The sequence below is a fragment of the Marinobacter sp. B-12 genome (genome assembly GCF_056857915.1).
Window position 1 is genome coordinate 1 of the sequence record NZ_JBSXOB010000056.1, and the last position, 14,315, is coordinate 14,315.

14 protein-coding genes are annotated in these 14,315 nt (G+C 52.2%); 5 read left to right on the plus strand and 9 right to left on the minus strand.

Annotated features, from left to right (window positions below; genetic code table 11):
- Positions 1-18 precede the first annotated feature (18 nt).
- The 3 genes from AC13D2_RS11170 to AC13D2_RS11180 all read right to left on the minus strand — a co-directional run bounded on the left by AC13D2_RS11170 (position 19) and on the right by AC13D2_RS11180 (position 2,718).
- Positions 19-1,169 (minus strand): IS3 family transposase gene (locus AC13D2_RS11170; RefSeq protein ID WP_482938604.1). Its coding sequence is split into 2 segments (ribosomal slippage): positions 19-932 and positions 932-1,169, totalling 1,152 coding nucleotides; the frame shifts between segments, so codons are not numbered across the junction.
- A 397-nt stretch (positions 1,170-1,566) separates the two neighbouring features.
- Positions 1,567-2,481, minus strand: coding sequence for a restriction endonuclease (locus AC13D2_RS11175; RefSeq protein ID WP_482938605.1), 915 nt, complete (start codon positions 2,479-2,481; stop codon positions 1,567-1,569).
- A gap of 30 nt (positions 2,482-2,511) precedes the next feature.
- Positions 2,512-2,718 (minus strand): helix-turn-helix domain-containing protein, encoded by a 207-nt coding sequence (locus tag AC13D2_RS11180; protein ID WP_064229038.1) that lies wholly within the window; start codon positions 2,716-2,718, stop codon positions 2,512-2,514.
- Positions 2,719-2,869: 151 nt separating this feature from the next.
- On the opposite strand from AC13D2_RS11180, the gene AC13D2_RS11185 reads away from it, so the two are divergent.
- Genes AC13D2_RS11185 through AC13D2_RS11200 form a run of 4 tightly spaced genes read left to right on the plus strand, consistent with a single transcriptional unit; the run spans position 2,870 to position 5,457 of the window.
- Positions 2,870-3,106, plus strand: a complete 237-nt coding sequence (locus AC13D2_RS11185; protein ID WP_482938606.1) for a hypothetical protein — start codon at positions 2,870-2,872, stop codon at positions 3,104-3,106.
- Positions 3,099-4,295 carry an Arm DNA-binding domain-containing protein gene (locus AC13D2_RS11190; RefSeq protein WP_482938607.1) on the plus strand — a complete coding sequence of 399 codons (1,197 nt, stop codon included), beginning with the start codon at positions 3,099-3,101 and terminating at the stop codon, positions 4,293-4,295. The genes AC13D2_RS11185 and AC13D2_RS11190 overlap by 8 nt, the downstream gene beginning before the upstream one ends.
- A complete protein-coding gene (locus AC13D2_RS11195) occupies positions 4,292-4,567 on the plus strand; it encodes a hypothetical protein (RefSeq protein WP_482938608.1) in 276 nt (91 codons plus the stop codon). The genes AC13D2_RS11190 and AC13D2_RS11195 overlap by 4 nt, the downstream gene beginning before the upstream one ends.
- On the plus strand, positions 4,564-5,457 hold the full coding sequence (locus AC13D2_RS11200) for a hypothetical protein (RefSeq protein ID WP_482938609.1): 894 nt from the start codon (positions 4,564-4,566) through the stop codon (positions 5,455-5,457). The genes AC13D2_RS11195 and AC13D2_RS11200 overlap by 4 nt, the downstream gene beginning before the upstream one ends.
- Positions 5,458-5,480: 23 nt before the next feature.
- Here the strand turns inward: AC13D2_RS11200 and AC13D2_RS11205 are convergent, their stop codons facing one another.
- Genes AC13D2_RS11205 through AC13D2_RS11215 form a run of 3 tightly spaced genes read right to left on the minus strand, consistent with a single transcriptional unit; the run spans position 5,481 to position 11,586 of the window.
- Complete coding sequence (locus tag AC13D2_RS11205; RefSeq protein ID WP_482938610.1) at positions 5,481-8,687, minus strand: tyrosine-type recombinase/integrase; 3,207 nt, start codon at positions 8,685-8,687, stop codon at positions 5,481-5,483.
- On the minus strand, positions 8,684-11,050 hold the full coding sequence (locus AC13D2_RS11210; RefSeq protein WP_482938611.1) for a hypothetical protein: 2,367 nt from the start codon (positions 11,048-11,050) through the stop codon (positions 8,684-8,686). The genes AC13D2_RS11205 and AC13D2_RS11210 overlap by 4 nt, the downstream gene beginning before the upstream one ends.
- Positions 11,047-11,586, minus strand: coding sequence for a hypothetical protein (locus AC13D2_RS11215; protein ID WP_482938612.1), 540 nt, complete (start codon positions 11,584-11,586; stop codon positions 11,047-11,049). The genes AC13D2_RS11210 and AC13D2_RS11215 overlap by 4 nt, the downstream gene beginning before the upstream one ends.
- A 168-nt stretch (positions 11,587-11,754) precedes the next feature.
- Here AC13D2_RS11215 and AC13D2_RS11220 point away from each other — a divergent pair, with 168 nt between their 5' ends.
- Positions 11,755-11,970, plus strand: a complete 216-nt coding sequence (locus tag AC13D2_RS11220; RefSeq protein ID WP_482938613.1) for an antitoxin Xre/MbcA/ParS toxin-binding domain-containing protein — start codon at positions 11,755-11,757, stop codon at positions 11,968-11,970.
- A 283-nt stretch (positions 11,971-12,253) separates the two neighbouring features.
- Here the strand turns inward: AC13D2_RS11220 and AC13D2_RS11225 are convergent, their stop codons facing one another.
- The 3 genes from AC13D2_RS11225 to AC13D2_RS11235 form a co-directional block, all read right to left on the minus strand.
- The gene (locus tag AC13D2_RS11225; protein ID WP_482938614.1) at positions 12,254-13,102 is read right to left on the minus strand and encodes an Nmad3 family putative nucleotide modification protein; all 849 of its coding nucleotides are present in this window, start codon (positions 13,100-13,102) and stop codon (positions 12,254-12,256) included.
- The gene (locus AC13D2_RS11230) at positions 13,099-13,788 is read right to left on the minus strand and encodes an Nmad2 family putative nucleotide modification protein (protein WP_482938615.1); all 690 of its coding nucleotides are present in this window, start codon (positions 13,786-13,788) and stop codon (positions 13,099-13,101) included. Before AC13D2_RS11230 ends, AC13D2_RS11225 begins: the two co-directional genes overlap by 4 nt.
- A gap of 209 nt (positions 13,789-13,997) precedes the next feature.
- Positions 13,998-14,252: a hypothetical protein gene (locus AC13D2_RS11235; RefSeq protein WP_482938616.1), complete on the minus strand. Its 255-nt coding sequence runs from the start codon at positions 14,250-14,252 to the stop codon at positions 13,998-14,000.
- Positions 14,253-14,315: the final 63 nt, after the last annotated feature.

A 14,315-nucleotide genomic window follows, 5' to 3' on the forward strand; every position in this document is an offset into this window, starting at 1 on the left:
TGGCAAGCCCCCGATATCTTAGACACCTGACAGCTTTGTGAAGTACTGCTTTTCGAAGTCCACCGGTGACAGCCCACCGTTATTGCCGTGTCGGCGAACCGGGTTATAGAACATCTCAATGTAATCGAAGATATCCTGCCGGGCTGTTTCCCGATCCTTATAGATTTTCCGTTTCACTCGTTCACTCTTGAGCAACGAGAAGAAGCTCTCAGCAACCGCATTGTCGTGACAGTTTCCGCGACGGCTCATACTGGGTTTCAATCGGTGGTCTTTCAGGAAGTCTCTCCATTCACGGCTGGTGTACTGAGAGCCTTGGTCTGAGTGAATCAGGACCTCCTGTTTCGGTCTGCGCCTCCATGAGGCCATCAGCAAGGCATCCATAATCAGGTCCGTCGACATCCGTGGCTTCATAGACCAGCCCACAATTTGCCGGGAGAACAGGTCCAGAACGGTGGCGAGATACAAGAAGCCCTCGTGAGTCCGAATGTAGGTAATATCAGTCACCCATCGCTCGTTTGGCTTCTGAGCCTCAAAATCGCGATCCAGATGATTGGGCGCGACATGAGCGGGTTCTCCGCCGTAATAGCCTTTGTGGCGTTTATAGCCGCGCTGAGCGCGGATACCTTCGGCCTTCATCAATCGATATACCCGATTTTTACTGCACCTCTCGCCGAGGTCCTTGAGATCCAGGGTGATGTTCCGATAGCCATACACGCCACCACTTTCGAGCCAGGCCTGTTTGATCAGTCCCACCAAGCGGCGGTTGGCCTTGGTGCGAGGGCTTTCTGGTGCATTTAGCCAGGCATAGAAGCCACTGAAGTGGACGCCCAGAACCCGACACATGACGCGGACTTGAAATTCACTCTGGTGAGCCCTGATGAAGCGATACTTTACTTGGACTCCTTGGCAAAGAACGCTGCGGCCTTTTTTAGTATGTCGCGCTCCTCACTGACCCGGCGCAACTCTGCTCTCAGCTTGCGCAACTCATCCTGCTGCTCGCTGATTTGTTGGTGCTGGCTGCCAGCATCACCATAGAGCTTGATCCATTTGTGCAAGCTGGCCGAGGTAATCCCCAGTCTCCGGCACACATCAGTCACTTTGTAGCCACGCTCCGTGACTTGCTTGACCGCCTCGATTTTGAATTCTTCGGAGTATCGCTTTCCGCTCATTACCAACACCTGTAGATTTGCGTTTAGTGTAACGCTATCAGGCGTCTACTGTATCGGGGGCTTGCCACAGCCTTCAGCCAATGCTCGTATGCGCTTATCTCATCGAACCAGCCATTGACGAGAATCCTTATCTCGTCGAAAGGCCAGTCAGAATTTAACGCCACGGAGGCGATAGGGCCTGGCTGAACCTCACTCTTCCCATCGAGATCGTGGCGTCCCAGCCATGTCAGCAGAACCTGTTTTTTGAACACTGGTAAACTCCTTTTCAGATCTGCATTGGAATTTACCAGTTAAGGAGCCAAAAGTCTGTCTGGCGAAGTCACGACGACTTAACCTAGAAGCTCCGCTTGCGACACCTCAGATCCCACGACAGGCAGACAAGTGAAAACTTAATTGGTTACTCTTCAATGAAATAATCAGTGTCGACCTGCTTCACCTCATAGATGTCTTTCACGCTAACACCCAGATTGTTTTCAATCATGAGCTGAGCCAGTTCCCGGCCATCGATCAGGACGACCTTCATGTCCAGGCCAGCCGCGGCCTCTCGGGCTCCTGCGGAAAAATCAGACGTAGTCAGAAACACACCTTTGCGTGCACGCTGCCTGGTCAAAGCACCGATAAATTTGTCGATTTCGGGGCGATGTACCGTATTGGCCCAGCGCTTGGCTTGGAGGTAAATAGTATCCAGACCCAGCTTGTCTTCCTTTATGATTCCGTCAATTCCATCATCGTTGGTCGTTTGTGTGGCTTGTCCTGCCTCTTTCCTGGAGCCGCCATAGCCCATTGAGATCATTAAATCGACGACCAGGGTTTCGAAAAAAGAGGGTGATGCTTTTCGGATACTATCAAGCACTTCGTCGGCAAGATTCTCCATCAAAGACTGGTGGGCGGAGGCAAGCTGTTCGTCGGGCGTGGCCTCTTCAATAATGTCGTCCACCGGCTTCAATGAATCGGTGACAGGTTTTGGTTTCTGGGTATGGAAATCATGGAATTCAGGAAACTGTTTTAACCATGCAACACTGATTCGCTCCGGCCCGTTGGATAGCGCATCCTGGCCACGGTCCGTGATCTGCACCATGCCTCTTTCCGGAATTGTGAGAAGCCCAGCTTTATTGAGGTATGTCCTTGCCCAACCCACGCGGTTGTTGATCACCGTCTGGTTGCCAGATGGCAAACGCTCTTTTCGCTCTTCGTCTGACAGCTCAAAAGCCTCTTTCACGGCTTCCCGCACATCGGCCAAAGCCCGGGGCTGGCCGTCGCTGACCGTTTGAAGAACCGGACGCATGACCGACTGAAAATCAGGTATTGCCATTGCCTGCACTACTCCCTGCCAGAACTTTGCTTACTGCTCGTCTACAAACTCGAACAAATCACCAACGTCACAACCCAGATATCGGCACAGAGCTTCAATAGTTTCGAGCTCCACACGACTCGCGGTCTCGTGATAAAGCCGGGTGACGGTGCCCCGGTTAACCCCAGTTTCTCTCGCCACATCGACAATCTTGAGTTTCTTCTCGCCCATCAGCTTAGACAGATGGCACTTAATCATTTGGCCCACCAAAGAACAAATTAACCCGCAGGAGATCAAAAAGACTTGCAAAAGGTCTTTATGAGTGCATAATGATCTACAGGAGGACATTTTGAGGCGCTAGTCATGCGGTATGTCCTCCAGCACTGAACGATAGCAGAGGTGAAAAGTTATGTCACAGGAGTATCTGACTACCGAAGAACTGTCCCAGCGGATCAAATATGACCCAAGGACGATTCGTGAACGGCTCAAAGACAGCGTCTTGCTTGAGGGTGTTCATTATATCCGCCCGTTTGGGGGGCGAAAAATTCTTTATATCTGGGAGAAAGTTGAGCAAGACATGTTTGACCAGGCCACCAGTGTCGCATTTGCCGTGCCAATGGCTCGGGGAGGGGTGTGCCGTGGGTAAGATTGTTACGAGGCCTGAAACCGGAAAGCTTTGCTTCGACTTCCGATTCCGAGGAAAACGCTGCAGGGAACAAACTGCGTTGCCGGAAACACCAAAGAACCGAAAACAGCTCGAACAGATCCTTGCGAGGATTGAAGCAGAAATCACTCTTGGGTCATTCGAGTATGGAACCTATTTCCCTAACAGCCCCAACGTCGAAAAGTTCGCGGTTACTACTGGGAGTTCGGTACCGGGATACCACCAAACTCCACTGTTCCGGGATTTTTCGGGTGATTGGATGAAAGAGATGCAAATTCAGTGGCGCCAGTCACACATCGAGACAGTAGAGGGAACACTTAGAAATTACCTCGTACCCTATTTCGGGGAAAAAGAGGTTGGCCGCATCACCAAAAAAGACATTCTCGGTTTCCGGGCATCACTCGCCAAAGTTGTAACCCGGAGTGGGAAAAGTCTTTCTGCCAGTCGGATCAACAAAATCATGACACCTTTGCGCATGATCCTGTGCGAAGCAGCCAACCGCTTCGAGTTTAGCTCACCCTATCACGGGATTAAATCGTTGCGTGTACGTCGGACAGATGTCGAACCGTTCAGTATCGATGAGGTAAAGCAAGTCATTGATACCGTCCGCTCGGACTTCAGAAATTATTACGTCGTTCGCTTCTTCACCGGAATGCGCACGGGTGAGATTGACGGACTCCAATGGGAGCACGTGGATTTCCAACGTCGTCAGATTCTGGTTCGTCAAGCTTTGGTCGATGGCCGCCTGGAGTACACAAAAAATGATGGCAGCTACAGACACATCGAGATGTCGCAGTTGGTTTTCGATGCGCTGAACGACCAAAAAAACGCGACTGGAAAAATGGATTTCGTTTTCTGTTCGCGAACAGGCGGGCCTCTGAATCACAACAATATTACCAAAAGAGTCTGGTATCCATTGCTCACCTATTTGGGTTTGCGCAAAAGACGTCCGTACCAGACCCGTCACACGGCTGCGACGTTGTGGCTGGCAGCCGGCGAGAACCCTGAATGGATTGCCGCGCAGATGGGCCATACAACCACCGAGATGTTGTTCAGGATTTACTCACGATATGTGCCCAATTTGACGCGCCGCGATGGCAGTGCAATCGAACGCCTTCTCATCAAAGAATTTGATGCTCCAGTCGATTCAGAAAAAGGAACTAACTCATGAACCACACTACTTATCACACTCTCTCTATTAGCCGCAGGTCTGTCGCTAACCGGCTCGCGGGCGCATTGGCAGTCACGATGCAAATCCCCGATGGTACCGAATTTATCTGCCTCCTCGGCCATGGCGACGAATCCAGCAACCTTGCAGCCCTGGCGACCTGGGTGGAGGACCAGTTGGATCAGATCGATTGCGACGGCATGCGTGACCCGCTGACCTATCTGATTGCATGTCTGGAGCGCGAGCTTCTCTCTATTCAGGAGGACGCAGTATGAGCGGTACTCTGTTTGTGAATACCAGGTGGGATAGCGAGCCAGACATTTTCATCGGCACCATCATCGATCTGAAAGAAATCGCCAATGGCGAAGATCTGCCTGTGCTTGAGCTGCAGATTGAGAATTCTTTCGAGCGGTATGATGTGGTTATGTCCCAACCACACCAGGAACTCCGGCTGACCAAAATTCCCGATGCTGCCGTTCAACTCGTATTGTGGACGGCGAGGGATCAGTATGCCGTGTCTCGTTCGGATACAGTTATTTTGCTGGACACCCCGGACACGATGTTGCATCTGCCCTATTCGACGCTGCATCGTCCGGACATAGCTACCGATATTGAATTGTTCATCGCACAATGCCCGGTGCGGCCACTAAAGGACTTTGTACGGCGGGTTCTCGGTCGGCCATCAGTGGGCATACGATTTATGAATGGAGCAATGTGGGAACCGGGTTACGAGACACCGGGCAGTCTGGCCCAGCATAGCCTTGATGTCGCCATGAGGTCGTTCGATGCATGCCGCGGATACACTGACGAGGAGCGCTGGCTGGCTTCCATCGCCGGCCTTCTGCACGGCCTGGGCCGCATTGAGCTTACGGATTCCAAGCCACCGGATTATCTCAAGGTGGCTCTGAAAACTCTGGGGTTGCTCTCAGAAGAGCTCAAACGGTTGGAGAAATTCCAAGCTGATGCAGCCCGTATGATTCAGTTCATCATCGCATCAATGTACCGGGTCGGAAGCCGCACAAAGCCTCATCCAGGGGCAATGGTCGTTCAAACGTCCCACCTCGTTGCGGCACATCTCCAGTCGGAGCTGATTGGCTCAGCGAAAAGACATTTAGCGGGTTCAAAGACAAACTACGGAAAGGCTTTACCCCTCCTAAAGGATTGAGTTCATTGGCCAAGGATGGCTAACTACTGCTTTTCTTCCTTAGCAGCGTCCTCAATTGCTGCTTCTCCAGCACGCACCAACGCCAGCGCAAAAACAGCAAATCTCAACGCACTCATCGTGTTCTGAGACCCACCCTTTCCAAGCGTTGGCTCAGGCCTGACTTCAACCTGAGCGCTACCATACCGAAATCGATCGCCCTTAGATTTCTGCGACGCAATTGCCACCCGCGCTTGGGGCACTTGGAACTGCTTTGACCAGTGCGTCTTAATATCGCGATCTGAGAGGCCGTTCTCGGGAGCTCTTACGCGGATTTTTACTAGGTGCATTAACCCGGCATTTTTGAGAAGGTCGAGGTATGCCCGCTTATTTTCATCGCGAGTAAACGAGAGCTGCGTCTTGCTTCGCTGCGCCGAATCACTCACCGTCTGCAAGGCAGAGCGAGCGGGTTCGGGCTCTTCTCTCATCCAACGGCGCACACGTTCAAAGACGTCCTCCACGTGCCCATGAGCCAGTTTAGATTTGGGAGGCGCTGGACACTGCGGCAGTTCAGGCATTGCGACACCGCCAATGCCGTCCTTGTAGGCGACTGTTTCCGCCGACTTACCCGGATTTTGTGATTGCGCGCTACGATGACTACCGTCGCGAACACGCTGCTGCATTAGGCGCTCCCCGAGGTTAAGCCATGCTTCAACGGTAATGACTGCCAAATCATATCGGTCTGCCACTCTTTGGGTGGCCTCGCCTCTGCTGTGGCCCTCGGCAACCATTCGATTGAACTGGAACAAAGCGTCATAGATCATGAATGCCGTGTATGGCTCGGGCTCCAAACACGCAGAAAGGGTCGGGTGATCTGGCATTTTGAAAGCCGTCAGATTCGTCGCCGCTGTGATACAGATACCGCTTGGCCACCCTCTTTGCACGGTGCACGCTAGCTCGCGTGCCGTTGTGGCTCCAGTCAGACCATGCCGGTTCCGGTACACCTCCATGGATCCGGTGGATGAGCCCAGGAGACTGCTCTGCCCACGCAACGTTAAAACCGGTAGCCTGCGCTCAGCTTGGCGGGCACCATTTACATAGTCCATCAAGTGCGCGTAGCTTAGCAGCGTTTGGCCCGGCGAGGCGTGGCCTGCCAGCAAGGCCAGAAACCACAACTTTTTGCGAGTAGGCGCCCATTCTGTTGACCGGTTGGCAATCGCAAAAATGTCTCGTCCCCAGTGGGGCATCACTATGTTCTCAGCATCATCCGTGGCCCAACTCTCCTTCATCAACTCTCCCGGCCAGCGCTCCAACAGCCTTACCCCAGTCAGAGTGACACACGAGTGCCGAAGATGATGAAACCTCAGGCTACCCGTACCGGAAGCCGCACGCATCGCTTCCTGGATCGGAACGAATAAATGACGCTGTGGAATTAGCTGGTTCCCTCGTTGGGGAGCGCAGAACAGCAAATCGCTTTCCTTGGTATTCGGTTCCTTCAGTCGGTGCTGATACCAGTCCTGCAGCTGGCTCAATTCTGTTTCCGTCAGCAACGCCCATAATGGAAGCCGTCTCGTTCCACTGTTACTTTTCTGACCCGCAAACTGATTACCGCGCGTCAATAGCTCTGGACGTGACAAGACGGGGGCCATTAGCCCCTGCACATCTTTGATGAGAATTTTCTGGATTTCAGTGCGCCGCAAGCCACAGCGATATCCCAGAGTCAGAACGATTTTCCGAACTGTCACAAGGCGTCTACTAACTTCCGAGTGCGCCAAAATATTCTGTGCCCGAACGTATTCCGCAGGGGTCAGTATGTCAGCATCCACCTCACCGTTAGCGGTAGCGCCCTCAATCTCGACCTCAGGCATTCCAAATTGGACGACCATGAAGGCATGGAACCAGCCGGCAACTATTGCTCGATCCGACCGCCGTTTACCCGACGGAGAACTGGAGAGCAGTTGGTCATATACCCATTCCCACTCATCCTCCCCCAAGGCATTCAGGTCACCTGTCATAGAGAGAATTGTGGCCAGCGGATTGGCAATCGTACTGAAGTAGCGCTGAATGCTGCTGATCACCAACCGTCCCTGGCGCCCTCCATATCGCCGCATATTGGCACACCAGCTAGCCAGTACGCGGACAACGGGAGCCCAACATTCATCACCAGCAATGGCATTCAATAGTTGGTAGGTTTTATCACGCTCACCAGCCGCGCTTTTTCTTGTAGCCTGTTTCAGAACTCTTTGGATAGCCCGTACCCCGGCATAGACGTCTGAATCGCAGCTTCCGCTTAAAGGCCGTAAATCCGATACCGGTTTGCTTTCATCAGTTTCAATTTTCTTTGAAAGTAGTGGAGGCACCTTTTTGTCTAATAACCTCGCCCATGCATCGGCGGGCAAAGAGACAGTTGCACCGGGACTGCGTTGGATATGATGAAAAACGCCCTCGATCCAGGTGGCGTCCCGGGTCGACGATGATTCAATCAGAAGGCGTAAGACACGATTCGGCGACGCCAAATCGCCGGGCAGAGCCTTTAAGAATTTCAGGAAATTGAACGCCAAACGGCTGACATCTGTGTTAACCCCGCTGGGCCAATGATCACCACCGTGAATTTTGTACCAGCGCTTGAGCAAAAGCAGCGATACGGGATCCGGAAACCAGCGCCATAATCCCTGGTTAGTTTCAATGTCCATCCACGTAAGTCCGTGGAAGTGGCGAACGCCTTTGGGTATGGCTGCTATCAGAGAGAGTAGCTTTTTCTTGCTGTGAATACCGCCGAACACAATAAAACTGAATACGAGCTGGCCCGCATCAACTTTGTGCTCATCGACATCGTTCCGTTTGCGCGGAAATTCAATGTCCGACCAGAATTCCTTCAGCCAATCCTGTCCAATCGAGAGGTCATAGAATCCCGCAGGAGTCGTAGGGGCGGACTCTCCATGCAAAACCAACATTCTCTGTTGGTTTGGCAGATCCAGCTCATGTTCACGAGCAATTTTATGCAAGCATTCAGCAAGATAGTTGTGCCGAATTTTGATCGCCTTCCCAGCCGCTCCCTCCTTTACGGAGGCGAAAAGCGAGTCAATTCGTTGTTCTGAGACTGGGTTCTCGCAAACTCCCTGCAAGATGTCTTCACAATGCCTATCGAGGTATTGGTCCACCATCTGACACTCGTGCTCAATAACCCGTCGACGGTTCTCGGACCGAATTTCATCCCCGTGTGCACGGTTCTCAACCGGAATGTTCTTATTCATAACAGCCCCTCCTCTGCGGTCCAGCCCAGGTCGTCAAGAATGACGTTGAGCATGGACTCAATTTCCGACACATATTCGGTGGGGTTCAGTGCTGAAAACCGACCCATTGGCTCCTGCCCCACCAGCCAATGTCCCATCCAAGTGTCTACGAGTTCTGCACTTACGCCACGATGACGCAGCTCGCTCCGCAAAAAATGACGGTTCAGGTTAAGTGGCAGATCCGAAATTCCATTCAGGTTCTCAGCCAATGTGGTAGGAGATACCTGCCGCACTTTCACAATCTTTTCGGACTTTTTAGTTCTGCGAGATGCTTTAGAAAGGAAAAACAGAAAATGCCCCGGGTCTTTAATACCAAGAAGCGCCCACATCTGCTCAACAACACGTTCGCGATGCTGTCTGTACAAATCCAACTGCAGAGAGAAAAGTTCTGGTACCGGCACGAGTCTGGCGTGACTGAACGCGGCATCGGTTTTGTCCGCAACGACGAGCATCCGGGACCATGGATCGAGATCGGAACTACGCGATAATGGTGCATGAACGCTACGGTAGCCGGTCGCAAACGCCATAAACACCAGGACATAGGACGTGAAGCTGTTATGAATATCGATCAAGGTTTCGGGAGCGAGAGGCTGTTCCAAGTCAGCTTTTAGTCGATCCCGGAGGTCTGAAATAAGCACTGATAGGCGCTCTGGTTTAAGACAGAACGGCGTGCCGATGAAATAGGAACGCTGTTGGAGAGGTGTAACCGGCTCCATCAGTTCCTTATGCCCGCCCTCAACCATGTCGCGTGTCGCTGTTAGGTAACGCTTCTGCAGGTCGGATTCGGCGACACAATAATAGTGTATACCCACATGGGCCCCGGTCGCAGGTTGGTTTCCGGTGATAAACACACCATCCGCGACATCGCCCTGCACATCCGCAATCTCGTTGTATATGCAGCGCTGCAGGCGGGTGAGCGTGATCCTGGCTCCGCTTTCAGAGCGCGACTCAGAAATGAAGTTCTCAACACCGTCCTGTATGTCAGCTATGTCGGGACGCGGAAACAGGTATCCGCACCATTGTGAGTCAGCTACCCCAATAGATCGAATGATCAAATTCCAGAGCAGCTTCAAAATGGGTAGACGGAGTTGACTATGAGTGTGGTACACGTTTGGCTCCCACTCTGTACGCAGAGGACGCATGCGCTCCGGCACAGGAACGTGAACCTGAATGAAACTGCCTTCTTTGCAAATCGCTATGGAATCATCCGATATGTTCTCGGGAACCTGGTTAATAGTGCTATACAGACGGGCATTCAACACTGTTGATAATGGTCGCCCTGTCAGCAAAACCAACCCGGCCGCCAACTCACCCGGGTTCTGACCCGCACCATCCCACGACAGCTCCGATATGACCGAGTCAATCTCATACGCTGTCAGTCGATCCCACCGGGTAGTCAGTGCTTGGGCGCTGCGACGCAGTTGGTCGGCAATGTGGCGGCGTTTGAATGCGCCACTTCTCGGGGACCCTCCACCTCTTGGATTTGAACGCTCTGATGGAACAGCGTATCCAGCAGTCGTTGTAAGATCATTTACCGGAAGGGCTTCTAATCGGGCAGCATTCTCTTGTTCAACCGATGACGTTGGCACTTCCATCAAAGAAAAATCCACTCCTCCAACGTCACCGAGTTGATCTGGCGAAACTGTGTTTATGCTGACCCGCCCGGAGCCATTTACCTGCTTTTTGCGAGCGGAAATCTCAAGAGGTTTTTCTGCACCGAGCGATAAGCCAATCACTCTGCGAATGTGGCCGAGTCGATCGAGTTCGGCAGCACTAAATTCGCTGGACTCTGCCTGCTCAGCCTCAAGTAATGTTTGGTAGCAACCCTTGCGGCTGGATGCATCAAACGTCAGTGAGTCCAATAGCCTGTCGCTGAGACGACGCAGTTCACGAAAGCCTGCCTGGATATTGGCTGCCGGCATTTTGGCGGAGACAGAGTCAACCTGTATTCCGGTATGAGCTGCCACCAGCGCATGTGCGAATAAGAGCAAACGACCCTGCGAAGGCGTTTTCTGCTTTTTCGACATCTCCTGCAGTGAACCATAGATCGGATTGCTCGTTTTGAACTGAGTGATCGCGCCAGGCTGCTCGACCCAATCAGCAGAACCCTCAGCTTGAGTCGTTATTGCAAAGCAAAAATCTTTCAGCTGCGGCAGCACATCCAGGAAGAACGGCTTTTGCCCTAAAGAATCTGGCGTGAATGTGATTTGTTCCGCATGTTCAAGAACAGTACGAAGAACCTGAGCGACACCAGTAATTCCCAGCATCCCTGGCGGTGGATCGATGAGATCGATGAGAGTCTCAGTCATTTCTTGGTTGATCATTTCGAACCACCCTTTTCTTTCATGAATTTGGCTTCCGGTTGTTCAGCACGCTTCTCCGAAAGGGATTGCCGCCTCAGGCCGGCAAGATGAGCCAGAGCAATTTTCGTCGGAACGAGCGGTGTGCCTCTTCCTTTCAAAATAACGCTCCATAGTGCAGCCACAGCGCGACTGTAGAGTTTCCTTTCCATAGCAGGCACTACACAGTTAAGAATTTCTCTTTGCGCCGATACGAACACCAGATCGTTGGGTTGGCTGGAAATGTCGACCATCACCAAAATCTTGGTGTCGGATGGCAAGAATGGCTTGATTGCCAGAGAGCGGATGTTGCTGGTTACATAAAATTTTTCATCATCCCCGATCACTCCTACAGGAGGATGCGCAATGATGTAATCAATCAAGAGCTGCTCAGGTACGTCTGAAAAGCATGACGCTCGATAAGCAAGCCCCAAAAGCATCGATCGGTATTCGGATGGGAAGTCAGGAGAGAGTTTCAGCTCCCCAATCTTCACCTTTTTCGTTTTGAATTTGTCGTTCATCAGTACAGCCTCTTAACTAACGGTGAGGCTATTTTCGAGGTTGGCAAGCACTCTGTGTTCGGTCTAATTGACGGTTTTTCGCAATAACTCCCAGATGACCCAACTATTTGCTTGCAGCTAGGCCAACTTGTGAAAAACTGAGGTTTAAACATCGCTGGAGTATCGGATATGACAAAGAAGCAGACGGCAGCAGAACTCAGGGAGATTGCCTACGATGAAATCCTAGAGCTGTTCGAAGGAGATAGGACCGCCGCAGGTAAGTGGTTGTCATCCTCGGTCCGTGGTCTGGGTAACCATACGCCGATTTCGATTATGGGGACCGAGCCCGGTATTCAGAAGGTCCGCAGATTGGTGGGGCAACTTGAGCATGGCGTCTTCCCCTAAACTTCAGGAATGACGATGAAAAGGTTAAACAACGAAGCTGAGGCCAGTGACAGCCAGAGTAATCAGCCGAGAGCTGCTTGTGGCCACACAAGGATTCACGCAACTGACATCGAACCGACCTGAGAGTAACGAATAAACTCAAAGCCACCGAAGACACAGCCAGGTGACGGAGACGTACTTGTGAAAGCCGTCAGTCGGGTCCAGTTGTCTGATTTCAGTCAATGAGCGGACGTTTAGGATATTGAGGAAGCGATTCAGGTCAGAGAAACTGCTAAAGAGTTCATCACCGCCGCACAAGCCCATTCAGCCAAGAGATCGCCTCAGGATAAGCCGCGGTTTCAAGAACGAACTCCTGGCCTCGGGAGGCAATCATTAAATGGCAGTACTTTCCAGCCTTAGACCAGCGAGAAGGGTTGCTATGGAAGCTCAATGTGCAACCAGAACCATTGGGATAAAAGAAGCTCGGCAAGCGCCAAAGTGTTGGTGATGATACCCCTGGAGCAGTCAGCCTATACTGGTCATGCATTTGTCTGAACGTGCCCGCCCCCGGTAACCCAGTATCCACTCCGTCCAGGCGGAGAGTCTCAGACGCAAGATATAGGGTGTTGCTTGCGTCAATTTGACCGTGAAAGTGGGGGTGATAACGGGCCCAGGCCAACTCCTCCTCTGCTAACTGGTCAACCTTGTGGATCTGCTCTATCTGGAGCCAGCCCCACAGCGCATGAAACGGGGGTGCCGACTTGATGAACCTCCAATCCTCACCGCATTTCTCAACACGTCTAAATAATCCAAAAAACAAGAAAACGTCACCTACGTCTACTTCTTGCTTACGCAAATGCCCTTGAGCGCTACCTGCCTGCCCAAGCAGAGGCCGCCAGTCAGCAGCTCGCGGGTAAACATCTGAAATGAGATCAGGATCAAGATGGGCGTAATGCTCAAAACGCCGGGGATCGCCCGTTAGATCAGCAACGAGCTTACCGATGTTTATCCCTTGGTAGCTCAGCTCCTGATAGGTAATACGCGATTTCTTGTCCGGGATTGGCAATGCGTAAAAAGCGCCGTCGGGAAATACTGGACTGGGACATCCACCTGCAGATGAATCAAACCCCTTTCGGCTCAAGATCAGCTTCATCCGCGTGCTCCGCAGGGAGTCCTATTCGCAGTCAATTTGGCCGGCCAGCTATGAGGCGCTCCATTCCTGCCAGGCGCACATTGGCTTCGAACAAATTCAATGAATCTAGATGCTAGTGATTCTTCCGTCTGAGTACCATGAGCAGATTGTCCGCGGGGAACAGCTGGACGGAGTTCTGGCGGGACAACCAAGGCATCTCTGCCAAAATAGTAGAACTCACCTGCAACCAGAACGTACCGACCGGATATGTCCCGCCTCAAATCATCTTGGCTGGGCATATCGCTCCCCCAATGATTTGCGTTTGGAAGTTGTTCAAAATGCTCTTCTTCAAAGGCGCCGACAACGCAAGGCCGATAGATATTGTCTCCTGCTTTAGCTTCCGGACCTTTTGCGGTCATATCAGGAGTCTTGCTTTGGAACCGAGGGTCCTCAAAGTACTCACGGATATGCAGCTTCTCAGCGACCTGCATAAGGTAGATAAGCCGCTCCTCACCCACTGGATCACCCGCCAAAGATACTGAAGTGAACCCAGCTATCCAGTCACCCTTTTCCTTACACCGACGTATCTGTGGTTTACACGTCGCCAATGTCAGCGTTTCGCCAAAAGGGTTAGGGGCAAAACCGGTATCGCTGACTAGCTTATAGGCGAAAAGACGCATCCCCTTCCTCCGTAAAATAGTGCACATAGATCTGTCACAACTGGCATACCCGGATCCTACCAGCCAACAAGATCAAAGGCTTCAGCTGACTCGAAGGAGGTCGTTAAATTGTCAGCTGCTTTTGAAAAAAACCGTCGACTTGAGCATGACCACGATTCCACAAGACGACCCAAGCCCAAGTCACAAAGCGGCCGGATTGCCCTGAGAGCCTGTAAGCACATATATCCTTCTCCAGATCAGCCTCGCGCCCCGGACTTCTCCATATATTCGCTAATTTCTCGCTCCAAACGGGAGTGAACATCCAGCAAATCAATCTTGTCGACTGGCTGCTCTTTGAGACTGGACTGGGCTTTCTTGCGCTCAAGCTCGGCGCGCTGCTCGGCATAAACGTGATGCAGAACCCCAACACCCAGACCGGCCCTCTCCACCTCGTTCATGTGCTTGCGCAGTTGCTTAAATTGCTCCGGCGAGGGACGGTTCTGCCTCTTCACCTCCACGTCCTTAGCTCGGATATCAAAGGCCTCGCCCCACAATGTCACCGCCTTTTCCCAGGC

What these genes read in the sequence shown, in the direction of transcription:
- AC13D2_RS11175 (WP_482938605.1), bottom strand. Translation starts at nt 2,481, where the DNA reads ATGGCAATACCTGATTTTCAGTCGGTCATGCGTCCGGTTCTTCAAACG.
- AC13D2_RS11210 (WP_482938611.1), bottom strand. Translation starts at nt 11,050, where the DNA reads ATGATCAACCAAGAAATGACTGAGACTCTCATCGATCTCATCGATCCA.
- AC13D2_RS11225 (WP_482938614.1), bottom strand. Translation starts at nt 13,102, where the DNA reads ATGAAGCTGATCTTGAGCCGAAAGGGGTTTGATTCATCTGCAGGTGGA.
- AC13D2_RS11185 (WP_482938606.1), top strand. Translation starts at nt 2,870, where the DNA reads ATGTCACAGGAGTATCTGACTACCGAAGAACTGTCCCAGCGGATCAAA.
- AC13D2_RS11215 (WP_482938612.1), bottom strand. Translation starts at nt 11,586, where the DNA reads ATGAACGACAAATTCAAAACGAAAAAGGTGAAGATTGGGGAGCTGAAA.
- AC13D2_RS11205 (WP_482938610.1), bottom strand. Translation starts at nt 8,687, where the DNA reads ATGAATAAGAACATTCCGGTTGAGAACCGTGCACACGGGGATGAAATT.
- AC13D2_RS11220 (WP_482938613.1), top strand. Translation starts at nt 11,755, where the DNA reads ATGACAAAGAAGCAGACGGCAGCAGAACTCAGGGAGATTGCCTACGAT.
- AC13D2_RS11230 (WP_482938615.1), bottom strand. Translation starts at nt 13,788, where the DNA reads ATGTGCACTATTTTACGGAGGAAGGGGATGCGTCTTTTCGCCTATAAG.
- AC13D2_RS11180 (WP_064229038.1), bottom strand. Translation starts at nt 2,718, where the DNA reads ATGATTAAGTGCCATCTGTCTAAGCTGATGGGCGAGAAGAAACTCAAG.
- AC13D2_RS11195 (WP_482938608.1), top strand. Translation starts at nt 4,292, where the DNA reads ATGAACCACACTACTTATCACACTCTCTCTATTAGCCGCAGGTCTGTC.
- AC13D2_RS11200 (WP_482938609.1), top strand. Translation starts at nt 4,564, where the DNA reads ATGAGCGGTACTCTGTTTGTGAATACCAGGTGGGATAGCGAGCCAGAC.